This window comes from Xanthobacter autotrophicus ATCC 700552 (genome assembly GCF_043194565.1).
Lineage (GTDB): Bacteria > Pseudomonadota > Alphaproteobacteria > Rhizobiales > Xanthobacteraceae > Xanthobacter > Xanthobacter autotrophicus_F.
The window spans coordinates 1-21,904 of the sequence record NZ_JBAFVS010000030.1; the positions used below are offsets into that span (position 1 = coordinate 1).

Genomic DNA, 21,904 nt, shown 5'->3' on the forward strand with positions numbered 1-21,904 from the left:
ACCTTCTGTTCCCGCGAGCGCCGCCCGGCCAACGCGGTTATCCCGGCAGCTTGCTCGAGCGCGATTGCCGGGCGAGGCGTCGGTCGGCCTGGTTCTTCTTATCGATGGCAGAGACGACCTCGTCATAATCGACGCCGTTCTTCCTGAGAGCACGCCGCGCATCGTCGATCTCGAAGCCGAGCAACTCGAGGACGCTCATATTGAGGCTCGAGGCGATGCGCTCCATTGTCTTCAACGTCGGATTCCCGATCCCCCGAAGGATCGTGTAATAGGTCCCGCGCGCCAATCCTGTCTTCGGCAGGAACGCCTCCATTCCGCCATTCTCGCTCTCGAGCTGCTGGAGCCGGATCGCCAGCATCTCGTTGAGGATGGAGTGATCGACGGGCAGCGGCTTGCGGGCGGGGGGCATGGGAGGGCAGGGGCTCCAAGGCTCAAGATTGAGCCGAGCGGCATGATACAGCAACTCCATCATCTGGTATATTGAATGTTATCGAAATCCTGCCTAACCCCTTGAATCGAGTCGTCTTAAGAGACCTGGCGTCTGCTCCGATTCGAGCTCTGCCGTCGCCGCCGGTCGCGCCAGCAGCCCCGCTGGTTCGACGCCGGCGCGTTCGGCGATCAGTTCGATGTAATCCAGGCTCGGATTCGCATTCGGCGTCATCAGGTGGAAGTAACTTGAGCTCGCCAGACCGAGCTGCGCGGCAAAGGCCTTGCGGCTGAGGCCGCTCGCGCATCGGATCGCCTCGATCGACGCCTGAAAGGTCCGAAGCAGCGTACGACCCTCGGCCGCGTGCGCGGCCTTCCGGCGACAGTCTTTGGTTCTCATCGGCGCGTCCTCGAACATAGAATCCCAAGACGGGCTGCGACCCTCCGCGCAGCCCGACAAGGCGCACGCCAGCACGTTGGACTGACGTTCGACATTCAATATAATGTACGGATTCGGTTTCAACGGAAGAGGTGCGCTCGGACAAAGAAAAACCCGGCAGAGCCGGGTCTCTCAGACGATGGACGGGCCGACGATTGCCGTCGTCAGCGGTGCCCGAAAACACACAAGCATATTAGCCCTCGCCATCCGACAGTTCAAGAGGCCTGCGTTTTCACGCCACGGTCTTTGTTTGCCCCGCGCTCTCGCAAAGAGAGGACGCGAATGCAGATGCTTGGCCAAATCCCAACGACACCCTTCGGGCGGCGGGCGCTGTCGCGCGCCGTCGTCAATACGCAGCGCCTCGTGAAGGAGTGCCCCGAGGGCAAACCCGTCCACAAGTGGCAGGTGTTTCGCCTGATCTGCGAGGCGAAGGCGGTGCTCGACATTTCCGATCGTGCGTTGGCGGTGTTGAACGCACTGCTGACGTTCCATCCCGACACCGTGCTGGTCTCGGGTGCCGGCGACCTCGTCGTGTTCCCATCGAACAGGACGCTGATGTTGCGGGCTCACGGCATCGCGCCCTCGACGCTGCGTCGCCATCTCGCTGTGCTGGTCGAGTGCGGGCTGATCCTGCGACGCGACAGTCCGAACGGCAAGCGCTTCGCGCGCAGGGGCGCCGCCGGCGACGTCGAACAGGCGTTCGGCTTCGATCTCGGCCCGCTCATCGCCCGGGCCGACGAGTTCGCCGCCCTGGCCGAGACCATTCGGGCCGAGCGACGGGCGCTCGCTCTCGCGCGCCAGGCCGTCGCGCTCTGCCGACGCGACATCGCAAAGATGATCGCGACGGGGATCGAGGAGCGCGTGCCGGCCGATTGGCCCGGTCTGCATCGCAGCTTCATCGATATTCTCAGCTCTATCCCGCGCCGTGTGGATCTCGAGGCGCTGGAGCCAATCGCGGAAACACTCGCCGAATTGGCCGCAATCATCCTCACGGCGTTGGAACAACACGTAAAACCAGCGGAATCAGGCGCCACAGAGTCCCGTTCCGAGCACCACATACAGAATTCAAACACCGAAATCTCGATTGAACCTGAACCTGGCTTTCGAGAAAGCCGGGCGGCGAGGTCGGAGCCAGACCCCAAACCGATGAGGTCGGGGGAAATGGCGTTTCCGCTGGGCATGGTGCTGGAGGCCTGTCCGGACCTCGCCGACTATGCCCGACACGGGATTTCGCACTGGCGCGGCTTCATCGCGACCGCCGCTGTGATCCGGCCGATGCTTGGGATCAGCCCGAGTGCTTGGGCCGATGCCTGTGCGGTGCTGGGCGAGGTGCAGGCCTGCATCGTTGTCGCTGCCATATTGCAGCGCGCGTCCGCGATCAAAAGCCCGGGCGGCTATCTGCGAGCCCTGACGCGACGGGCGCAGGCCGGATCGTTCTCGCTGGGGCCGATGCTGATGGCGCTCATGTCTGCCCGAAATCGAGACTGAAATGCTCCGCGCATCAGATGACCTTGGCCTTGGGGACCAGGCCCTTGCGAGGTCCCGCCGGAATTCCGTCGAGCAGGCTCGGAGGCCGCGCGCATGTTGGTTGGTTCCGTGCCTCAACTTTGCGGCCGTTGCGCTTTCCCCGCAGACATCGGGAATTCTGATGTCACGTGGTGAGTGAAGCTGGCGGATCCGGGACGGCGTGTCGTTCGCCGCTTCGACGATGTCGAAAACGACCGTCTTGTCCTTGAGTCGAGGTTGTTAACGGCGGCTGTCCAGTCGCGGAACGCGACCGGAGCGTAGCGGAGCAGGCCCGTAGCCGGACCGCGCTTTCATAGAGCGCCGTAGGTACGGCGAAGGGCCTGTGGTCAGGCGCCGCGCGGGGGTGGCAGGCGTCCAATCCGTGTTAGGTAGTGGTGAAGAATGCGATCGATCATGGGCGAATCCAGTTGAGGTCGATCGCACGATCCGGTGCGGACTGCGTGGAATCCGGGGCGAGGTCTTTCTCCATCGCTCCGCCGTGCCTCTGGATGAGGCCGATCTCTCGATGGACACCGATCACGTGCAACGCGATCGGTGGCCCAACGAATGCAAGGGGATGTGCGGTCTGTAGCGGCACTGGCAATCGTCATTCAATTGCATTACATTGCGGCAGGAGGAAGGGAGATCGACATGGCCGCCAATGCCCTGGTTCAGACCCGCATCGACGCAGACGTGAGGGACCGGGCCTCCGCTGTGCTCGAAAGCATGGGCCTGACCGTATCCGACGCGGTACGCATTCTGCTGACCCGGACCGCCAATGAAGGCGCGCTGCCGCTCGAGCTGGTCAGCAACAGCGAGGCGCATGACGCATGGTTCCGCGCAAAGGTGCTCGAAGCACTGGCGGATAGCCGACCCGACGTTTCCGACGACGAGGTCGAGGATCATTTCGCGGCACGGCGGGCGGCAGCCCGGCGCAAGGCCGCCTCGGCCGATTGATGAGGCTTGTCTGGTCCGCCTTCGCGCTCTCCGACCGCGACGGCATCTTCACGCATATCGAGGCAGACAGCCCGAGGGCCGCCATCGCCGTCGACGAGAGGATCGCCGCTGCAGCGCGCCGGCTCGTCGAGTTCCCGGAAAGCGGAAGGCCCGGCCGCGTCGCGGGCACGCGCGAACTCGTGATCTCCGGCACGCCCTATATCGCGGCCTACGCGGTGACCGAGAGCACGATCCGCATCCTGCGTGTCCTTCACGGCGCGCAAATCTGGCCAGAGGATTTCACCGGGAGCTGATACCGGATCCCCGTCTTTGCAGCGCCGGCGCGCCGTGAAGGGAGCCCGGCCGCAGCGTCGAGCCAGGCCGTCTTTCTCTCAATGACCGCCCATCATACCGGCAGTCGGGCCGCGTCAAGGACGCGCGGTGCCCCCAATTTTGACGCCGCTGCGCGACGACAAAATCGGCTCCCCCACGCGCCGGCGCTGCCGGTCGCTGCGCGATCCCTGACCCGTCCCTCCAACGCCCGGCCGGCTGCCTCCGTCATCAAGACAAAGGAGGTTCACATGACACAGCTTCTCGACATTCACGCCGAAATCACCGAGCTGCGCGCCGAGCTTGCGCACTGCATCCTCACCCGCAAGGAGCGGCGGGACGGGCTCCGGCGCCTCGAAGAACTGCTCGCGGAAGCCGAGCGTCGGGGTCGCGAAGCGGAGGGGGCGTAAGCCCCTTTTTTTGTCAGCGACGGCGTCCCCGGCTGCTTATCCTCGCATGGCGTCCGGGAGAAGGCGCTGGAAGCGGTCTTCGCAAATACGGCGAAGGGCCTGTGGTCAGGCGCCGCGCGGGGGTGGCAGGCGCCCGATCCGTTTCAGGTGATCGTGAAGAATGCGATCGATCACGCGCAGCGGATGGGTCCGCTCTTCAGCTGCGATCTGCCGGACGACGAGGTCGATGGCGTCGGGAAGACGCAGCGCATAAGGGCGTGACGACGAGCGCTCGCCATAGGCATCGAAGGGGTTGCGCGAGATCTCCGGCTTCACCTTTGCCCTGGGCAACGGCCTCGATGCAGCGACGGTCGCCGGCTCTCCCTGGCTGGCGCCGGCTGTCGAGGCCGGCGCGTGCACGTGGTCTTCGTATTCCGGCGTCACGATAACCGGCTTGGAGGCCGGCTCGGCGGTTCCCACGGGGACGAGGCGCTGCGCGCGAAACGCGTCGCGAGGGAGGGCAGGGCGATCAGGGTGCGGGTCTTTTACCGGATCGCTCATGCCGCACTGTCGTCCTGCGTGACGCCCTGGCTAGCGGCGAGCAATTCGCGCACGACCTGATCGGCATTGTAGCGCGCCTTGCGGATCGACTCGTCCTTGTCGCTCATCTGGTAGAGCGTGCCATGTCCGCTCGTCATGGTGCGATAGGTGATGCGGCGGTAGAGCGCGTTGGCGCAGACGGGGACGTTCTCGGCATTGAGATAGGCGAGGACCTCGCGCAGCGGGCGGGTGTTGCGGTCGAGGCTGTCATACTCGTTGAAGAGGACGCGGTGCTGGCTCATCGGCAGCTTCGCCTCGTCGGCGTGCTGCTGGAGATTGCGGATGGTCCGAACGACCTGCGAAGCATCGAAGGTGTGGACCTTGCAGGGCAGAACGACGAGGTCGGCGCGGAGCGCTGATTGAACCAGTACGCTGCCGTAGTAGCCGGGGGTGTCCACGACGACGACGTCATAGCTGTCGAGACGCTCGATCGCCTGCGTCAATGCCTTCTCGTCGGGCGCACGCACCAGATCGACCCCTTCCGGGCTCAGACCGCGCGCGACCGACGAGGCGTGCCATTGATAGGAGGACCCCTGCGGGTCGGCGTCGACGATGGCGGTGGAGTAGCCATGCCTGGCGAATTCGCCGGCGAGGATGATGGCGACGGTGGTCTTGCCGCTGCCGCCTTTGGGGTTGGCGATGGCGAAGATGCTGGGCATGCGTCCCTCGGGTCGATGCGGCAGTGCCGCAATGGCTCACTCCGTTAATGACAACATACAATAAAATAGACAAACGACAACGCTGCAATGATGTCTTGTCGCTCTGTTGGATTCCGTCATTCTGGTGATGCGGCAATAACCGGAGACAGCAATGCGGCCTTGCCGAGGCGGGGCAATGCGGGATTACCGCATTCCATCACCCAGACAATAACGTATTCGCGAAATGCGGCATTGTCTCAAATAGATAGAACGGCAATGGGTGAATGCGTTATGCCCTGGCCTGCCCTGCAGAGCGCTTTGCGGCGTCGAGTGATCCACAAGGGGGGCGCTTCGCGCCATGCGGCCGGTGGATTCATACGGACTGCTCCTGCGGGCGTTGCCGCCCTTTATGCGCAGACTTCTAACATTCAGTGTATTAGATATTGATTGACAAGATACCGGTTTGTGGGCCAAACCCGGGGAGGCTGCTGAACGCAGCCATTGCGCTGACGCGCGCATGCTGCCGATCCTGGTCGGATCGGCAGGAGTTCGGCTCTCGGGTTGCACCCGTGAGCCGGTTCGCCGTGAAGGGAAGGGGAAGCTGGCCTTGGCCCATTCCGCCGCAATGCCAAGACGCAAGCCCCGGCTCCGGACGGAGTTGTCCGATGCGGATGAGGCGCGCCTCATCGAGGCGGTCGCGCTGTTCGGGCTGCCGAAGGCCGAGGTGGTGCGGCGGCTGATCCGGGCTTCGATCCAGGCGGGACCGGCGCTCTCGGCCGAGAACACCAAGGCGGTCGTCGCGCTCGCCAGCCAGGTCCGCATGGTCGGCCGCAACCTGTCGCAGGTTCTGAAGGCGATCCATCGCGGCCAGGCCGTGCGCATCGAGGACACCGAGCCAGTCTGGCGTGGGCTTCACGAGGTGGTCGCCGCGATCAATGACGAGCTCACCGAGATGACGGTGGCCTATGGCTCAAAGCTGCGGCGCGAGGCGAAGCTCGCACTGCCGGAGGAGATCAAATCATGAGCCGCACCGCGCAGATCGAGTGGTGGCTGGAGCAGGTGGAAGCCGCGCGCCGCACGCTCGATGCAGGGCGCGATGAGCGGCGCCGGCCGCGTCGGTCGGGCGCACTCGACGATGAGCTCCGGCCGAAGGCTGCGCGGGCAGCGCCCGCGCCGGGCGCGACGCCGGCGCATGTGATCATTCGCGGCGCGACGCTATCGGGCGGACTGGACGAGGAGCGGCGTCGCAGGCTGCCGGCGCCGTCCGGCGGCGGAGCAGGGCGACAGGCTGCTTCCCCGAGGTCCGGCTCGGCCGCTACACCCATCGAGGGCGGTCTTTCCGGCGGGGGTGGCGGGCAGGGCGGCGGCGGATCGCTCGCCCGCGCCCGGCAGCTCGCGTCGGGCTATCAGCCCGCCGTGGTCAAGGTGCTGTCCTATGCGACCGGCGTCACCCGGGCGACGAAGACTGCCCAGTACGCCCAGCGCGAGGATGTCCCGGTCGAAACCCATGACGGCCGGATCCTGTCGGATCACGAAGCCGTCGCCGATGAGATCAAGGACTGGTCGAAGGATTTCGATAAGCGCAAGCCCAGCCATGATGTCGTCACCGTCCGCCTCAAGCTTCATGGTGTGCCTGACACGGCCGAGGGGCGTGAGAGCTACGCGAAGGCCATCGCCGCCGGATTCGAAGGTCATCGTCATGCCTCCCGTATCGACCGGCTGCCGTCCGGCGAGCTCGATGCCCATATCGTCACCGCCGCGGCGGGAGGACCGAAGGAGCGTTTCCGTGTTCGCGTTGAGCGGATCGGCACGGCGGAGAACGGCTTCGACCAGAAGCGGTTCGATTACCGATCCGAGGCGGTGATGAAGGCGCGCATCCATGCCGCCGCGGGTATTCCGGAGCATGCCATCTCCCTCGGTCCGGGAAAGCCACAGCATGGACGCGAGGGTGTGACCTGGCAGTTGAACAGGTTGGTCGAGCGCCGGGGGCCGCTGGTCGACGATAGCGGCAGGGCCATCGGCGACGTCGCCGCCGCCCGCAATGCCGCCAAGGAGTGGGGCCGGTCGCTGCGTTCGCAGTCGCCCCGCGACACGATGCACCTGATGCTGTCGTCGAAGGCGGGCCCCGACCCGGAGGCGCTGCGTCGTGCCGCTCGGGCCTTCCTGCACGATCGGTTCGCGGACCATCGCTTCCTGTTCGGCGTGCATGTCGACCGGGAGAGCGACGGGCACATCCACATCCATGCCGTCATCACGATGAAGAACGAATCCGGGCAGAAGATCCACCCGGGGCCGAGCGAGTTCCGCGGCTGGCGCGAGAGCTACGCGCAGCATGCGCAGGCGGAGGGCCTCAAGATCGTCGCGACCTCGGCGATGGAGCGGGCGTCGGCGCAAAGCTACGGCGCGCGCGACAAGGCGATTGTCGATGTCGCCGAGCGTCCGCGTCCGGCACGCGAAGCGCGGGATCGCGCCTATGCCGGGGACCCGGCCAACCAACGTCTCATCGACAACGCCCGGCAGCGGATCGCCGCGGCGCGGACCAATCCGATCAGGCTGCCCACCTCCGAGCCCGAGCGGCGTGTGGTCAATGAGAGCCTCAATGCCTGGAGCATGGTGGCGCGCGAGCAGCCCGACAATACTGTGGCGAAGCACATGCTCGAGCGGCTGACGATGGCGGAGACGGTCGGCACTATTCTTCACACCATCGGAAAGCGGGTGGATCATCTCACCAAGGAGGACCAGCACATGGCGATCACGTCGGAGCAGATGGCGAAGGATCTTCGCCTCATGAACGAGGCGGTGTCGCGCACCGGCGACCTCCTCGATGGCGAGACGAAGCAGCAGTTCCGGGAGACGTCGGCGCGTTATCTCGAGACGCTGGCCAATCGCGTCGACCTGCAGCGCGCCCAGGAAAGTGGTGCACGGCAGCTCTCGCGATCCGAGGTCGAGGCGATCGCCGGGCCCAATGCGGATCGGCTGATCGCCCACGCCCAGCAGGTTCGCATAAAAGAAGATCGAGAAGCGGCCTCGGCCGAAAGGCTGGCCGATCGCGCGATCGAAGCCGAGCGGCGCCAGGAAGGCCGGGGCGGGCTCGACCCGCAGTCGCAGCGCGAGCTGACGGCCGAGAGGGCAATCGTCCGAGGCTCACAACAAGCCGCAGCCCGCGAGGCGCGCGAGGCCGCCGCTGCCGTTGAAGCCGCGCGTGTTCTCGCCGAGCATCCCGCGCAGCCTTTGCCGCAGACGCTGATCCAGACGGACGCGCTGGCGCAGCTACGGGCCGAGCAAGAGAAGATCGTGCGGGAGATCGAGGCGGAGCGTGCCGAGGCCCAATCCATCAAAGGGCAGCGGACTACCTGAACATCACACACTCTGCTTTTGATTAGCGGAGTAATTTGCTGCGAAGCGCCATCGCAATTGCGTGAGGCTTATTGACCGCGCCGAGCTTCTCGCGGGCGGAGACAATGTGTTTGGTCACGGTTGACCGCGAAATCCCGAGGATGACGGAAATCTCCCAGTCGGTCTTGCCCTCGGATGCCCACAGGAGGCAGTCGAACTCTCTTGGCGTAACCTTGCCAATGAGACGCTTTCGGCTCTCCTTGTAGTGCAGGAGATTGCCGACAGCGTAGTTTGCGACGAAGCTCAAGGCGGCGCGGCCTTCTGCACCAATGTCGGCATGGCACCCGCCGAATGAAACGGCAGCGACGCGCCCGTCAAGCATCGTCACGGGGACGACATATCCGACCCGGAGGCCAAATTCAGATGCCTCCCCTTGGATCAGCGCGACATCCTTTGGAAAATCGCAGGAGGTGTATGCCTCTTGCCAATCAAAAGGGTTTCGATCGTGCTGCAGCCGATGAACGATGGGATCGCGAAAGACGTAGCCTCGGTCGTTGTAGCGTCCAGCCCATTCCAAGGGAAACCGCTGGAACAGGATCCGCGACTTGATCTCCTCTGGTGACACGCGGGCAGAGGGTACTACCCCACCGAATAGCGTGCTGAACCCATAGTCGGACGCAATCTCCATCAAGCACTGCTCGACTTGGCCCGCTTCGGTCGAGCGTTCGACACGTTCAATGAACTGCCAGGTCTGGTCGCGTGCCTCGTTCAATTGCCATTGCCCTCTGCAGATAGAACTGAAATCTGCGTTGGTGGTGTTCGATCGATGCCATCTCGGCCCAACGCGCCGCGCCGCTGTCTGGTCATGGCGTCTGTCCGCTTGGACGGTGTCCCGAGACTTGCAGGTGTCGATCAGTTCTCGTTGTCCAGACGAGCAGCATCCTTCGCGGTAAGAGGCTGGAACGTAGGACGGTGCCGTTTGAAGCGTGACCGCACGGGTGAGCCGTGCATGACTAAGAACCGACTATCCCGACTCAGACTTTGACCCGTGTTAAAGAACGCCGTCCAAGAAGCGCCCGGCAACAAGGTCTGTGGCTTGGGGGCGCGCCACGCGCCGCGCACTGCCAGCGGTTCGCCGCCATATTGTCTGACGAGATGGCGCGCTTCGCGCTTCCGGCCTCTCGATAGTTGAAGCGCACTGGAACGCCCCCGATCCTGACGGGCCGAAGATCGCCTGTCGATCTGCGCAAGCGGGATCGGGCATGGCGCGTGTAGAACGCCATGCCCGATCGTCGTCCCATTGATGTCCGAAAAGCCCGGACGGAAATCGGTGTTCAGCGTCTTCTGGCTATTCCCGTGCCAGACTGATGCGGCCATCAAGCTCGTATCGAGCAGGCGGGAGCTTGCGGCCTCAGGCCGCCTCAGCCCTCTCTGGCACGGCCAGGCCGAGCCAGTCCTTGTAGAAGGTGTCGATGTCGGGCTCGAAGTCGCGGATCACCGGATACCAGGGCGTCGGCGCCTCGACGTCATGGAGCGTGCCGCATTCCGGGCAATAATATTCGCGCAGCACCTGCCAGGTCGAGGTCTGCGCCATCAGGCGCGGATAGATTTCCTCGAGCTTCTGCTGCGTATCGCGAACATGGACCTTCGCGAAGAGCTTCCAGTTCTGGCGCCAGTCGCAGAAATCATGCCCGCATTCGGAGCGGATTTTCCATTGCTTGTTGTCCTTGCGCTGCACGATGAAGAGCTTTGGTCCGAGCGGCAGCACGATCCTGTCGTCCCACGGCACGCGATCCTGCAGGATCTCCATGTAGGTGACGAAGCGCTCGGGATCCTTGAGGAACCAGGGTGAAGTCGTGGCGCGTCTCGACGATCGCGAGTTTGCCGCAACGTCGGCGTTGGAGCGTGGGTCGAAACGTCGCCGCCCAGGCCGAGCGAGGATGTTTGCCGGTTGCTTAGTGGGATCAGACTCCCGAATGGAGAATTGTGCAGATATCACGACACCCGCCAGAGCAATCACGTATGGCAGGAGCGCAGTTCCAGCGTGCGCCTCAAACCTTATCCGCCAATTGATGGAGTGGCTCAGCAGCGTTGCGTTGATCAGAACCGCTACCCAAGGTCATCGACGTCGCTAAATGACCGCTCGGCGCTGGAACAAGTCCCCTTGATGCAGACGACTGTGATTATCATGTGTGAGCTTGAGAAGCAGTTCGCACGATAGACAACAGTACCGTTGCTGTCCGACAGCGTTTCGACCTTCGCGGTCGGACAGCCGGCCTTAAGCAAGACAGACTGGAAGTCGCCATCTTTCGCGATCCCGTCGGTCGGGATTCCAATAGACACCGTAATGGCGAGGATAATAGCTCCAACGAATTGTCCCAGGGGCCGCCGGAAGTTCAGTACCTCAATCATCTCAGGAACGATTGGTTTTGAATTTCCGTGATCCTGAATCGGCCATCGATGCGCGTGACGATGCTCCCGAGCGGTTCGCAGGTTCTGATCGTCTTGTTCATCGCCCGATTTGCCACCTTTGAGACAGTGGCCACCTGATAAACTTGTGCTGCCGGTGAAGTAATCCATGATCTGCCCTTAATCCAGAGAGGTGCGGCGCGGCCGGAGTGCGTTGGCCATGACGCTGACAGATGACAGCGCCATGGCCATGGCCGGTCAGCTTCGTGATGCGAATGATTGCCTGCCGCACGCCCGGACCGCCGGGGGAGCCGCCACCTTGATCCGAACGGCGATGGCGAGAGGTCCGTCCGCTTTTCCGTCGATCGCTACGAAGATCGCCGTCGCACCCTGCACCCGTAGCCGCTCGACTTCGACGGCCAAGGCCGACAGCTCGACTTCCGCTTCCGCCATGATGCGATGACTGCCAGGGGCGAGCTTCCTGCCTTCGACCGACCCGCCGACGCCCTTGCCGACCGAACTGCCGAAATCCCGCGCTTCGCCGAACCGGTTGCCGCGTTCCTTTGGCGCATCCACGATCGCGGAGGCAAGTCGATGGTTTGTCGCCGAGGTCGGTTGTTCTCGGATACCCGTCGTGGAGGGCAGATGATTGGCATGTTGCTGCATGACACTCTCCCCATTCACGCGTCGTAACTGACGAACGACATCATGCCGGTCGCCATGTGGTAGAGATGGTGGCAGTGGAGCGGCCAGCGGCCGGGGTTGTCCGCGTCGAATGCCACGGTCACGCGCGCCATCGGCGGCAGCAGGACGGTGTCGCGCAGCGCGCCGCCAACCGTCTTGCCGTTGATGCCGACCACCTGGAATGCGTGCCCGTGCAGGTGCATCGGGTGGGCCATCATGGACATGTTCGCCAATGCGACCTCAACGCGCTCTCCCCGCTTGATCTGCAGCGCGTCGCCCCCTCCGATACCCCAGCTATAGTCCGCCATGTTGCCGGTGAGGGTGAGCGCGAAGCGGCGGTCGGCGGCGCGCTGCGCCAGCGGTTCGATTGCGCGCAGCCTCTGCTCGAGGTCGAGCCCGAGCACCGGTCCCTTGGCCTGTCCGAGCACGGGAATCTTGGCGATGGCTGCGCCGGCGGATGCGAGGATGATCCCCGCTCGTTCTGCGCTGCCCTCGCGAAGGGCGAGGATTGGGTACGAACCGCCCGCCATCGGCAGGGCCAGCCGGATATCCAGTCGCTGGCCCATGGAAATCGGGAAGGACCGGCCGGCGATCGGCTGGACCGCTTGACCGTCGACTGCGATCAGTTCCCCATCCAGCCTTCCAGTATCGATGGTGAAGGCGGTCGCCGTTGCGCCGTTGATGATGCGCAGGCGCACCCGGCCGCCCTTGTCGACCGTCACGACCTCAGGGTCACCCAGCGTGCGGTCATTGGCGAGATAGGCGTCATAGTCGATGTCGTTGAGGTCCATCGCCATGCCCGGCATGCCTTGCATCTGGCCCGTCGCGCCGGAGGCCGTCATGCCGGCCATGCCCTTCATCGCATCGCTCCGGCCCATCGCGCCGTGATCCATCGACATGCCGCCGGCGGCAGGGCTTCCTTTGAGCTTCGCGAGCAGTTCTTCCGCAGGCGTGAACGAAAAGTCGTGCAGCAGGATCACCACCTCCTGCTCGTCCCGCTGCCGGTCGGCGGCGGTCCGGACGATCAGCGGCGCCGCCAGCAGGTTCTGCTCCTGCAGCGTATGGGCGTGCATCCAGTGTGTGCCTCCGGCGCCGGCCGGGAACGTGTAGCGGCGAGTTTCGGAGGGTCCCAGGAGCGCGGCGGGATTGTCCGGCACGCCGTCCATCGGCCAAGGCGGTGTCAGGCCGTGCCAATGGATCAGCGTCGGCTCGCCGATCCGGTTGGAGAGGGCGACGTCGAAGCTGCTCCCGGCATCCAGCGTCAGGCCCGGCGTGCCATCGGGTTGGGCAAGCCCGAACACGCGCGCGGCCTTGCCATTGACCTCGATGGTCCGACTGACCACGCCAAGCGGGCGCGGCGTAGCGTTTGACGCGGGCGGCGGAGCATCGGGCACGGCCTGCGCCCAGGCGTTGATTGGATGGAAGGCGGCTGATGTGCCGAATGCGGCCACTCCGGCCATCATCCGGTTCAGAAAGTGACGACGATTCATGGTGTGGGTCCTTGTTCCCTTGCCGGTAGCAGGCCGGCTGACTGATCATGCGAATGCGCATAGAGCGACCCGATGCCAGTGCAGCATCGGGTCAGGTCTGATCAGGCACGGGTTCGAGGAGGACCGAGGGTGGGTGGAAAAGCTAGGCCGCGGACGATCTCATCACGCTGTGCGTAACGCGCAGTGAGCACGATGCGCTGCGGGACTGTCGTACCCGGTGCAGCGAGCGCTACGACACAGGATGCGCAGGCACTGCTGCAACAGAGCGTATGGTCGACAGCGTGAGAATGACCTTGGAGCCCATCGCCGCTGATGGCAGCCTGAAACTCGCCGCTTACCATCATGGTTGCTTGCTCGTGGCGGACAAGGTCGTGACACGGCATAGCCTGCGCGCTGACGACAGGCGCAACCAGCAGCGCGATCGCGACCAGAAAGGCCAGCAACGCTCTCATCTGTCCTATCGTTTGCAACCTGACGCTCATGCCCGACCCCTGCCTCCTCAAGAAGGCACCCTCCGCACAATTCCACCTTGACCCACATCAATGGCCTCTCTGAGGCGTTCTCTCGTCACGAGAACTTGTCCCTTTGCGAGGCCCTTGGGCCGGGACAGCCGATCCGGCCTTGGCTCACGTCTCATTCGGCGGCGAGCCGGCCGGCGACGGACTTCGAGCTCGCGGAGTCGGACGCCGCAGCAGTCGACGACAGCCCCCACCCCTTGACCAGGCCATAGATGGCCGGGATCACGATCAGTGTCAGCAGGGTCGAGGAGACCATGCCGCCAATCATCGGGACGGCGATCCGCTGCATGATTTCCGAACCCGCTCCCGTGCTCCAAAGGATCGGGATCAGTCCGGCCATGATGGCGACCACGGTCATCATCTTGGGCCGCACGCGCTCGACGGCCCCTTCCATGATGGCATGCTGGAGATCGGCCCGCGTCAGACTTCGGCGCGCCGCCTCAGCGACCGCACGCTGTTCGCTCCAAGCGTGGTCGAGGTAGATCAGCATGATCACACCCGTTTCCGCGGCCACGCCGGCGAGCGCGATGAAGCCGACAGCGACCGCAACCGACATGTTGAAGCCGAGCCACCACATCAGCCAGAGGCCGCCGACCAGCGCGAACGGCAGCGACAGCATCACGATCAGCGTCTCGGTAATCCGGCGGAAGTTCAGATAGAGCAGCAGGAAGATGATCAGCAGCGTGACCGGGACGACGATCTTCAGCCGGGCCTCCGCGCGCTCCAGATATTCGAACTGACCGCTCCACGAGACATAGGTCCCGGCCGGGAACGCGATCTGCGTCGCGACGGCGCGCTGCGCTTCGGCGACATATCCGCCGAGATCGCGGCCGGCGATGTCGACATAGATGTAGATGGCGAGCTGGCCGTTCTCCGTGCGGATCGAGGTCGCCCCGCGGGTGAGCTGCACCTTGGCGACCTCGCCGAGCGGCACGGTCCCGCCGTTCGGCAACGGCACCAGCACATTGCCGGCGATCGAGGACGGGTCGCTGCGGAAGTCGCGCGGATAGCGGATGTTGACGCTGTAGCGCTCGCGCCCCTCTACCGCTGTAGTGACCGCATCGCCGCCGAGCGCCGTTGCGATCACATCCTGCACGTCGCCGATCATGAGCCCGTAGCGCGCGAGTGAACTCCGATCCGGGATGATATCGAGATAATAGCCGCCGATCACCCGCTCGGCATAAGCGCTCGACGTGCCGGGAACCTTCTTGACCACGGTCTCGATCTGCCGCGCCGCGGTCTCCATCTGCGTCAGGTCCGTGCCGAATACCTTGATGCCGACGGGCGTGCGGATCCCTGTCGAGAGCATGTCGATACGGGCCCGGATCGGCATGGTCCAGGCATTGGAGACACCGGGGAACTGGAGCGCGGCGTCCATCTCGGCCTTCAGGCTGTCGATGGTGACGCCCGGCCGCCATTGATCCTTCGGCTTCAGGTTGATGATGGTCTCGAACATCTCGGTCGGCGCCGGATCGGTCGCCGTCAGTGCGCGTCCCGCCTTGCCGTAGACCGTTTCGACCTCGGGGAAGGACTTGATGATGCGGTCCTGGGTCTGGAGAAGCTCCGCGGCCTTGGTGACCGAGATGCCCGGCAATGTCGTGGGCATGTACATTAGCGTGCCCTCGTTCAGATTCGGCATGAACTCGGAGCCGAGCTGCGTGGCGGGCCACCAGGAGGCGCCGAGTGCCGCGAGCGCGACGAGGATCGTCAGCATCTTGGCCTTGAGCACGCCGCGAATGACCGGCCGGTAGATAAAGATCAGGAAGCGGTTGATCGGATTCTTGTGCTCCGGGACGATCCGCCCCCGGACGAAGATCACCATCAGCGCCGGCACCAGCGTCAACGAGAGCAGCGCGGCCGCCGCCATCGAGAAGGTCTTGGTGAAGGCGAGCGGCCCGAACAGGCGGCCCTCCTGCGATTCCAGCGTGAAGATCGGCAGGAACGAGACGGTGATGATCAAAAGGCTGAAAAACAGCGCCGGGCCGACTTCCCTGGCCGCTTCTATCAGAACCTCGACGCGGGGCTTGTCGGGCGGCGCCCGCTCAAGATGCTTGTGAGCGTTTTCGATCATCACGATGGCGGCGTCGATCATGGCGCCGACGGCGATGGCGATGCCGCCAAGGCTCATGATGTTGGAACCGAGGCCGAGCAGTTTCATCGCCACGAAGGCCATCAGCACGCCGACCGGCAACATCAGAATGGCAACCAGCGCGCTTCGGACATGCAGGAGGAACACGATCGACACCAGCGCGACGATGACGCTCTCCTCAATGAGCGTTCCCTTCAGTGTTTCGATGGCCGCGTCGATGAGTTGCGAGCGGTCATAGACCGGGACGATCTCCGTGCCCTTGGGCAGGCTCGGCATGATCTCCGCAAGGCGCGTCTTGACGTTGTCGATGACGTCGAGCGCGTTCGCCCCGAAGCGCTGCAGGACGATGCCGCTCGCGACCTCGCCTTCGCCGTTGAGCTCGGTGATGCCGCGCCGCTCGTCGGGGCCGAGCTCGACATAAGCGACGTCGCGCAGGAGGACAGGCGTGCCGCCGTCATTCTTGAGGACGATCTGCTCGAGATCGCCGACGCCCCTGAGGTAGCCGCGGCCGCGGACCATGAACTCGAACTCGGACAATTCGACGGATCTGCCGCCGGTGTCCATATTGCTCGCCCGGACGGCCTCGCGGATCTTCTGGAGCGGGATGCCGAAGGCGCGCAGGCGCTGCGGGTCGACCACGATATTGTACTGCTTGACGAAGCCGCCGACGCTGGCGACCTCGGCGACGCCTTCCGCCTTGGCGACCCCGTAGCGGATGGTCCAGTCCTGAAGCGAGCGCAGTTCGGCCAGCGTGCGCTCCTTGGCGATGACGGCATATTGGTAGACCCAGCCGACGCCCGTCGCATCCGGGCCGAGGCTGGGCGTGACGCCCTGCGGCAGGCGTTGCGCCGCGGCATTCAAGAATTCCAGGACACGACTGCGCGCCCAATAGGGATCGGTGCCGTCCTGGAAGATCACATAGACGAAGGAGACGCCGAAGAAGGAGAAGCCGCGCACGACTTTCGACTTCGGGACCGTCAGCATCGCCGTCGTCAGCGGATAGGTGACCTGGTCCTCGACGACCTGCGGCCCCTGGCCAGGATATTCGGTATAGACGATGACCTGCACGTCGGAGAGGTCGGGAATGGCGTCGAGCGGCGAGGTCCGAATGGCGTAGACGCCGGCCGAGACGGCGAAGACCGTACCGATCAGGACAAGCATCACATTGCGCGCCGACCAGGCGATGAGGCGACCGATCATTTGGGAACCCCGCCGTTGAGGCCACTCAGTGCCGCCTTGAGGTTGCTTTCGGCATCGATGAGGAAGTTCGCCGCGACGACGACCTTGTCGCCCGCCGTGACGCCGTCCCGGATCTCGACGTAGTCCGCGTCCCGGCGGCCGAGCTTGACCGGGCGAGGCTCGAAGCGGCCCTCGCCCTTGTCGATGATCACGACTTGGCGCATGCCGCTGTCGATCACGGCGCTCGCTGGCACGGTGACGACCGAGGCCGCGGCGCCGGTGGCGATGTCGGCATCGACATACATGTCGGGGCGCAGGATCCCGTCGGGATTGGCGAGTTCGACGCGCACGCGGGTGGTGCGCGTCTCCTTGTTGACCTGCGGATAGATCATCGCGACCTTGCCCGCGAACACCCGGTCGACGAAGCCGCGAGCGCGCACCGAGACGGGCTGCCCGAGCGCGATCATCGGCAGATCGCGCTCGGCGACATCGACCAGCGCCCAGACGATGGAGACATCCGCAAGCCGGAACAGGACGTCTCCGGGAGCGGCCTTCATGCCCTCGACGGCATTGCGCTCAAGCACGACACCGTCGCGCGGAGCAGTCCAGGTGACCAAGCGGGGAACCTTGCGCTGGCGTTCTATCTCGGCGATCGCGTCCGCCGGAACACCGAGGTTCTCAAGGCGCAGGCGCGCGCCGCCGGCGAGGGCGTCGCGCCCGGCGCCGTTGAGATCGGTCAGATAGAGCGCACCGGCGGCGGTGACCTCCGGCGAATAGAGGCGCAGGAGGGCCTGGCCTTTTTTCACCCGGTCGCCCGTCGTCACTTCGGACACGTTCTCCACGAAGGCGTCGGAGCGCACAGCGACGACGACGATCCGCCGTTCATCGAGCTGGATCGTTCCGGAGCCGCGGATGGGGACCGAAAGGACGCGCTGCTGCGCGGGCTCGGAGCGCACACCGGTGCGTTGCAGACGACCTGGACTGACCCTGACGGTGCTCCCGTCATCGTCCTCGCCCGCATAGACCGGGATGTAGTCCATCCCCATGGAATCTTTCTTCGGCACCGGCGAGGTGTCGGGCAGGCCCATCGGGTTGCGGTAATAGAGGACGCGCTTGGTTCCTGCCGCTCCCGAGACTGCGGACACGTCTTCCAGCGCATCCTCGAAGCTGACATCCTCGCTGGCATGGACCGGCCGAAAGGCACGCCCATCCGCCGTCTTGCGGGGCTCGGCGGCGTAGAACGGTCTGCCATCGGGGTCGCGATAATAGATCACTGGTCCCGACACCACCTGCGCGGCTCGGGCGGATGGAAGCGGAAACGCCCCGAGTTCCGGCAATCGGAGCTCATGGCGGCCGGCGTAGTATCCCCCGGCCCCCGCCGCCGTCAGGGCGGCGAGGGTGAGGACCACCGAAGCGATCCGGGGTCTCATGGGATGGCCTTGAGAACCAGCTTGCTCTCGACCGTATCGGCCTCGCCCTGCACCTTGGCGCCGAGCGAAAGCTGCCATCCGCCGGCCATGCTGAGATTGGCCTTGAACTGGTAGGTCCCCGGCTCCGCGCCGGGCATCGGCGTCACCTTGGTCGCCATCTCCTGCATGCCCTCGGGGGCCATATCGAGCCGAGTGGCAAAGATGACGGCGTCCGGCACGGGCTTGCCGATCTTCTTGTTGATCAGGCGGACCGCAATGAGGGCGTCGCCCTTCTTGATATCCGTCTGGACGAGCTGGAATTCGTAGTCGCTCGCGGCAGCGAAGGCGGACGTCAGAGGCATGGCCAATGACAGGCCGAGAAGCGCCGCGCCAAGGGCGCGCGCGGAATTGAACGTGGTCATGTGTCGTTCCTGGAGTCTCAGAATGTCAGATCCACCGGAAAGGCGGAGTGGCGCGCGGCAGCACATGGCTGCGCGCAAGACCGCCGGCAGCACCCAGGCTGCCCGACGATCCGCCGGCCCCAAAAAGCCGGCGCTGAGACCTAGATTCGCGGAGGTCGCATCAGCGGCGGAGGCGCCAGGCTGGCGAGCCGGGTGTCGGCCTTCAGGCCGAACAGTTTGCCCGCGTGCATCGGCAACGACCGCACGACGGCTGCCAGTGGTCCGCTTGAGAAGCACTTGGCAAAGCAGAGCGCCATCGACGGGCAGGTCGCCTTGCCGCAATCGGGTGTCTGTTGCTGCTGTTGGGAGGGGCAGCACGGCATGTCGTCGGACATCGCCGCATCCGACATGTCCATGTCCGACATCGCCATATCCGACGGCTCGACCATCGACACAGCCGCCATCATGCCGGCACCCGCAGGTGCAACGACGGGAGCAGCGACCATACCCACGATCGCCAGGATCGAGAGAAGTCGAAAGAGCCGGGACCGGATCATCGCATCCTAAATCTCACAATGGCTTGAGCGGCGAAAGAGCATTGCGTTCACGTTCTCGGCAGATACCGCAGCAATGACGGCCATCGTCAGGTCAAAGTCGCGTGGATAATTGTTTCGTCATCCTGAGCCGTCTAACACGTCGTACTCACGGCTTGGCGTTCAACAGCGGAAGCCTTGCAAGGAATTTTCGTGTGACTGCCGAGCACCAGCGTCGGAGCTTTTTCACATGATGCCAAAATGGTCCTTGCCATTCACGGCGTCACCCGTATTTTGCGATGCGATATGATGCACTCGCTTCGCTCATTCGTGATTCTTCTGACCGTGCTCGCCTTTTCGGTGACAAGCACGGGTTGGGGCATTGCGAGCAGCTTGATGGTATCGAGCGGCGGGAAAGGGCACCACGCGCCGATCGAAGCCAGCCATTCCAGCGGATCGCATGAGCACGGCGACAGCGACTTGGCCCAGAATTCCGCTTGTCTGGAAGCAGACGGCTCGGCCTGCGCTGCCAAGCATCAGCACGGCGATGAATCCAACTCCTGCTGTGCCATGGCCTGCCACACTGCAATTCCCGCCAGCGGATGCGCTATGGCGATCATCGCTTTTGTGCGGACCATCGATCATCCGTCGCTTGAGGCGGGTGTAAAGGGATCGTCCGCGACGCGCCTCGAGCGCCCGCCGAGATTCGCCGACGTCTGATCGTCGGCCGACTCCCTTCACGACCTCTGATCGCTGACGGACAAGATCCGTCTCCGTTTCCGTCTTCGGGTTTCTGCCGACGGCCTTCGCCGCTGCGTCTCCGCAGCCGCTGAAGATCGCTGTTCGATGCCGCGCGGCCATGCCGCTCAGGCCGACTGGGCCGATTCCGAGGATCTCCATGAAACCTGTCTTGATGACGGCCTTCGCCGTCGTTCTGTCCGCATGTTCCGGACCGCCCGCGATCGAGGTGGGGCCGAGCCCATCCGATGCGAGTTCGAGCGTGAAGCCCTTGCGCTACGCGCCCGTCACCGCGGGAACGGTTGATTACCGTCCGGTCGATCCGAAACCCTGGATCGAGCGCAATGAGCGCGTCGCTCCCAAGACGGGGGGCGAATGATGGCGCTCACAATCGATAGCCAGGCGAAGCCTCTTCCTGCGCCGCCTTGGAAGCGGCTTGTCGCGATCGGCGCCGTCGCCACGACACTGGGTGGCTGCGTAACCTTCACGCCGGACGGCGGCATGAGCCCGGTGTCGGCGGAGGTCTCGGCCGCGATCGGCAAGGACACCGTGAAGATCGCGTCCTCCGCCGAGGCGTCCGCGGTCCAGAGCCGCGTCAAGGCGCTCCTGGCCAAACCCCTGACCGCAGACGGCGCTGTCCAGCTTGCGCTCATCAACAATCGCGGTCTTCAGGCCGAGTACAATGCGCTCGGCATTTCCGAGGCCGCCTTCGTCGAGGCCAGCCTGCCGCCAAATCCGGTCATCGGGGTCGAGCGGCTTTCCACCGGTGCTTCGCTGGATATCGAACGTCGCGTGGTCGCCAACATCCTGGCGCTCCTGACACTTCCGGCCCGCAGCGACATCGCCAGGACGCAGTTCGAAGCCGCCCGGCAGAAGGCAATCGAGGCAACCTTCCGCACTGCGGCGGAGACCCGCCGCGCCTACTACCGCGCTGTGGCGTCGCGGCAGACCGCGTCCTTCCTCGAGCAGGCACGGGTCTCGGCTGATGCAGCCGCCGACCTCACGCGCAAGCTCGGAGAGACAGGCGCCGCGAAGAAGCTCGACCAGGCGCGAGCGAGTTCCTTCTACGCAGAGGTGTCCAACGAGCTTGCCCAGGCTCGATTGAAGGTCGGGACGGACCGCGAGGCCCTGACCCGCATCCTGGGCCTGTGGGGGCCCGACGTCGACTACAGATTGCCGGGTCAGCTCCCGGGCATGCCCCGCATCCAGACCGCACAGCAGGTCGAAGTCGATGCCATTCGAAAGCGCGTCGATCTCATCGCGGCGCGCCTCGAGCTCGATGCCATGGCCAAGACCCTCGGGCTGACCGAGGCGACGCGGTTCATCTCCATGCTCGATGGTGGCTGGCGCGGCAACTACGAGCGATCGACCGTGGACGGCGTACGGGAGAGCTCGTCGCCGCGCGGCTTCGAGCTCGAAATCCAGATCCCGATCTTCGACGGCGGCGAAGTCAACGTGCGCCGATCGCGGGAGACTTACATGCAGGCGGTCAACCGCCTGATGGAAAAAGCCGTGAACGTGCGCTCGGAAGCGCGCGCGGCCTATCTCACCTATCGCGGCAGCTACGACATCGCCCGCCAGTATCAGAACAGCATTCTGCCGCTACGCCGGACGATCAACGAGCAGGCCCTGCTCGAATACAACGGCATGCTGATCGACGTCTTCGAGCTTCTGACGACGGCGCGGGAAAGCATCGCCACCAACGTCGCGGCGATCTCCGCCAAGCGCGACTTCTTCATCGCCACCGTGGACTTCGAGACCGCGATCATCGGCGGAGGCAGTTCAGCCGGCTCGGCTGGCGAAGGCTCCGTCATGGCAGCGGCCGCCGAAGGCGGCGTGAACTGACCCGAGAAA

Annotated in this window: 21 protein-coding genes and 2 pseudogenes; 10 read left to right on the forward strand and 13 right to left on the reverse strand. The window is 64.6% G+C overall.

Annotated features, from left to right (window positions below; genetic code table 11):
- Positions 1–37 precede the first annotated feature (37 nt).
- Both V5F48_RS21875 and V5F48_RS21880 read right to left on the reverse strand, forming a co-directional pair.
- Positions 38–409, reverse strand: coding sequence for an XRE family transcriptional regulator (locus tag V5F48_RS21875; protein ID WP_394085312.1), 372 nt, complete (start codon positions 407–409; stop codon positions 38–40).
- A gap of 93 nt (positions 410–502) precedes the next feature.
- Complete coding sequence (locus V5F48_RS21880) at positions 503–826, reverse strand: helix-turn-helix domain-containing protein (protein WP_394085313.1); 324 nt, start codon at positions 824–826, stop codon at positions 503–505.
- 327 nt (positions 827–1,153) lie between these two features.
- Between V5F48_RS21880 and repC the strand changes: the two genes are divergently transcribed.
- The 5 genes and pseudogenes from repC (at position 1,154) to V5F48_RS21905 (ending at position 4,047) form a co-directional block, all read left to right on the forward strand.
- Complete coding sequence (repC, locus tag V5F48_RS21885) at positions 1,154–2,353, forward strand: plasmid replication protein RepC (protein WP_394260338.1); 1,200 nt, start codon at positions 1,154–1,156, stop codon at positions 2,351–2,353.
- Positions 2,354–2,783: 430 nt separating this feature from the next.
- Positions 2,784–2,963 (forward strand): annotated as a pseudogene (locus V5F48_RS21890) (hypothetical protein); the annotation flags it as partial.
- Between the two features lie 59 nt (positions 2,964–3,022).
- Positions 3,023–3,328, forward strand: a complete 306-nt coding sequence (locus V5F48_RS21895; protein WP_298310029.1) for a type II toxin-antitoxin system RelB/DinJ family antitoxin — start codon at positions 3,023–3,025, stop codon at positions 3,326–3,328.
- Entirely contained in the window at positions 3,328–3,621 is a 294-nt protein-coding gene (locus tag V5F48_RS21900) for a type II toxin-antitoxin system RelE/ParE family toxin (protein ID WP_298310031.1), read from the forward strand. The genes V5F48_RS21895 and V5F48_RS21900 overlap by 1 nt, the downstream gene beginning before the upstream one ends.
- A 267-nt stretch (positions 3,622–3,888) precedes the next feature.
- Positions 3,889–4,047, forward strand: a complete 159-nt coding sequence (locus V5F48_RS21905) for a hypothetical protein (protein ID WP_298310033.1) — start codon at positions 3,889–3,891, stop codon at positions 4,045–4,047.
- 105 nt (positions 4,048–4,152) lie between these two features.
- Here V5F48_RS21905 and V5F48_RS21910 read toward each other — a convergent pair whose 3' ends face one another.
- Both V5F48_RS21910 and V5F48_RS21915 read right to left on the reverse strand, forming a co-directional pair.
- A complete protein-coding gene (locus V5F48_RS21910; RefSeq protein ID WP_298310035.1) occupies positions 4,153–4,587 on the reverse strand; it encodes a hypothetical protein in 435 nt (144 codons plus the stop codon).
- Positions 4,584–5,285, reverse strand: a complete 702-nt coding sequence (locus V5F48_RS21915; protein WP_126280900.1) for a ParA family protein — start codon at positions 5,283–5,285, stop codon at positions 4,584–4,586. The genes V5F48_RS21910 and V5F48_RS21915 overlap by 4 nt, the downstream gene beginning before the upstream one ends.
- Before the next feature lie 496 nt (positions 5,286–5,781).
- On the opposite strand from V5F48_RS21915, the gene V5F48_RS21920 reads away from it, so the two are divergent.
- Both V5F48_RS21920 and V5F48_RS21925 read left to right on the forward strand, forming a co-directional pair.
- Positions 5,782–6,288: a hypothetical protein gene (locus V5F48_RS21920; RefSeq protein ID WP_298310040.1), complete on the forward strand. Its 507-nt coding sequence runs from the start codon at positions 5,782–5,784 to the stop codon at positions 6,286–6,288.
- On the forward strand, positions 6,285–8,621 hold the full coding sequence (locus tag V5F48_RS21925) for a relaxase/mobilization nuclease domain-containing protein (RefSeq protein WP_298310042.1): 2,337 nt from the start codon (positions 6,285–6,287) through the stop codon (positions 8,619–8,621). Before V5F48_RS21920 ends, V5F48_RS21925 begins: the two co-directional genes overlap by 4 nt.
- A 22-nt stretch (positions 8,622–8,643) precedes the next feature.
- Here V5F48_RS21925 and V5F48_RS21930 read toward each other — a convergent pair whose 3' ends face one another.
- The 9 genes and pseudogenes from V5F48_RS21930 to V5F48_RS21970 form a co-directional block, all read right to left on the reverse strand.
- The gene (locus V5F48_RS21930; protein WP_298310043.1) at positions 8,644–9,372 is read right to left on the reverse strand and encodes a helix-turn-helix transcriptional regulator; all 729 of its coding nucleotides are present in this window, start codon (positions 9,370–9,372) and stop codon (positions 8,644–8,646) included.
- 639 nt (positions 9,373–10,011) lie between these two features.
- Positions 10,012–10,437: pseudogene (locus tag V5F48_RS21935) on the reverse strand (acetone carboxylase subunit gamma); the annotation flags it as partial.
- Between the two features lie 272 nt (positions 10,438–10,709).
- Positions 10,710–11,180, reverse strand: a complete 471-nt coding sequence (locus tag V5F48_RS21940) for a hypothetical protein (protein ID WP_298310047.1) — start codon at positions 11,178–11,180, stop codon at positions 10,710–10,712.
- An 87-nt stretch (positions 11,181–11,267) separates the two neighbouring features.
- Positions 11,268–11,675, reverse strand: coding sequence for a hypothetical protein (locus tag V5F48_RS21945; protein ID WP_298310049.1), 408 nt, complete (start codon positions 11,673–11,675; stop codon positions 11,268–11,270).
- 14 nt (positions 11,676–11,689) lie between these two features.
- On the reverse strand, positions 11,690–13,183 hold the full coding sequence (locus tag V5F48_RS21950) for a multicopper oxidase family protein (protein ID WP_394260335.1): 1,494 nt from the start codon (positions 13,181–13,183) through the stop codon (positions 11,690–11,692).
- A 633-nt stretch (positions 13,184–13,816) separates the two neighbouring features.
- Positions 13,817–16,990 carry an efflux RND transporter permease subunit gene (locus V5F48_RS21955; protein WP_394015550.1) on the reverse strand — a complete coding sequence of 1,058 codons (3,174 nt, stop codon included), beginning with the start codon at positions 16,988–16,990 and terminating at the stop codon, positions 13,817–13,819.
- Positions 16,987–18,399, reverse strand: a complete 1,413-nt coding sequence (locus tag V5F48_RS21960) for an efflux RND transporter periplasmic adaptor subunit (protein WP_298317529.1) — start codon at positions 18,397–18,399, stop codon at positions 16,987–16,989. The genes V5F48_RS21955 and V5F48_RS21960 overlap by 4 nt, the downstream gene beginning before the upstream one ends.
- Complete coding sequence (locus V5F48_RS21965; RefSeq protein WP_298317531.1) at positions 18,396–18,800, reverse strand: FixH family protein; 405 nt, start codon at positions 18,798–18,800, stop codon at positions 18,396–18,398. The genes V5F48_RS21960 and V5F48_RS21965 overlap by 4 nt, the downstream gene beginning before the upstream one ends.
- Positions 18,801–18,940: 140 nt before the next feature.
- Positions 18,941–19,336, reverse strand: a complete 396-nt coding sequence (locus tag V5F48_RS21970; protein WP_298317534.1) for a hypothetical protein — start codon at positions 19,334–19,336, stop codon at positions 18,941–18,943.
- Positions 19,337–19,573: 237 nt separating this feature from the next.
- Here V5F48_RS21970 and V5F48_RS21975 point away from each other — a divergent pair, with 237 nt between their 5' ends.
- The 3 genes from V5F48_RS21975 (at position 19,574) to V5F48_RS21985 (ending at position 21,895) form a co-directional block, all read left to right on the forward strand.
- A complete protein-coding gene (locus V5F48_RS21975) occupies positions 19,574–20,032 on the forward strand; it encodes a hypothetical protein (protein ID WP_394260336.1) in 459 nt (152 codons plus the stop codon).
- Positions 20,033–20,225: 193 nt separating this feature from the next.
- Complete coding sequence (locus V5F48_RS21980; protein WP_378235269.1) at positions 20,226–20,429, forward strand: hypothetical protein; 204 nt, start codon at positions 20,226–20,228, stop codon at positions 20,427–20,429.
- Complete coding sequence (locus tag V5F48_RS21985; RefSeq protein WP_213375421.1) at positions 20,429–21,895, forward strand: TolC family protein; 1,467 nt, start codon at positions 20,429–20,431, stop codon at positions 21,893–21,895. Before V5F48_RS21980 ends, V5F48_RS21985 begins: the two co-directional genes overlap by 1 nt.
- Positions 21,896–21,904: the final 9 nt, after the last annotated feature.

Coding starts and splice junctions, on each gene's coding strand:
- V5F48_RS21875 (WP_394085312.1), bottom strand. CDS start 409: ATGCCCCCCGCCCGCAAGCCGCTGCCCGTCGATCACTCCATCCTCAAC.
- V5F48_RS21880 (WP_394085313.1), bottom strand. CDS start 826: ATGAGAACCAAAGACTGTCGCCGGAAGGCCGCGCACGCGGCCGAGGGT.
- repC (WP_394260338.1), top strand. CDS start 1,154: ATGCTTGGCCAAATCCCAACGACACCCTTCGGGCGGCGGGCGCTGTCG.
- V5F48_RS21895 (WP_298310029.1), top strand. CDS start 3,023: ATGGCCGCCAATGCCCTGGTTCAGACCCGCATCGACGCAGACGTGAGG.
- V5F48_RS21900 (WP_298310031.1), top strand. CDS start 3,328: ATGAGGCTTGTCTGGTCCGCCTTCGCGCTCTCCGACCGCGACGGCATC.
- V5F48_RS21905 (WP_298310033.1), top strand. CDS start 3,889: ATGACACAGCTTCTCGACATTCACGCCGAAATCACCGAGCTGCGCGCC.
- V5F48_RS21910 (WP_298310035.1), bottom strand. CDS start 4,587: ATGAGCGATCCGGTAAAAGACCCGCACCCTGATCGCCCTGCCCTCCCT.
- V5F48_RS21915 (WP_126280900.1), bottom strand. CDS start 5,285: ATGCCCAGCATCTTCGCCATCGCCAACCCCAAAGGCGGCAGCGGCAAG.
- V5F48_RS21920 (WP_298310040.1), top strand. CDS start 5,782: ATGCTGCCGATCCTGGTCGGATCGGCAGGAGTTCGGCTCTCGGGTTGC.
- V5F48_RS21925 (WP_298310042.1), top strand. CDS start 6,285: ATGAGCCGCACCGCGCAGATCGAGTGGTGGCTGGAGCAGGTGGAAGCC.
- V5F48_RS21940 (WP_298310047.1), bottom strand. CDS start 11,180: ATGGATTACTTCACCGGCAGCACAAGTTTATCAGGTGGCCACTGTCTC.
- V5F48_RS21945 (WP_298310049.1), bottom strand. CDS start 11,675: ATGCAGCAACATGCCAATCATCTGCCCTCCACGACGGGTATCCGAGAA.
- V5F48_RS21950 (WP_394260335.1), bottom strand. CDS start 13,183: ATGAATCGTCGTCACTTTCTGAACCGGATGATGGCCGGAGTGGCCGCA.
- V5F48_RS21955 (WP_394015550.1), bottom strand. CDS start 16,990: ATGATCGGTCGCCTCATCGCCTGGTCGGCGCGCAATGTGATGCTTGTC.
- V5F48_RS21960 (WP_298317529.1), bottom strand. CDS start 18,399: ATGAGACCCCGGATCGCTTCGGTGGTCCTCACCCTCGCCGCCCTGACG.
- V5F48_RS21965 (WP_298317531.1), bottom strand. CDS start 18,800: ATGACCACGTTCAATTCCGCGCGCGCCCTTGGCGCGGCGCTTCTCGGC.
- V5F48_RS21970 (WP_298317534.1), bottom strand. CDS start 19,336: ATGATCCGGTCCCGGCTCTTTCGACTTCTCTCGATCCTGGCGATCGTG.
- V5F48_RS21975 (WP_394260336.1), top strand. CDS start 19,574: ATGGTCCTTGCCATTCACGGCGTCACCCGTATTTTGCGATGCGATATG.
- V5F48_RS21980 (WP_378235269.1), top strand. CDS start 20,226: ATGACGGCCTTCGCCGTCGTTCTGTCCGCATGTTCCGGACCGCCCGCG.
- V5F48_RS21985 (WP_213375421.1), top strand. CDS start 20,429: ATGGCGCTCACAATCGATAGCCAGGCGAAGCCTCTTCCTGCGCCGCCT.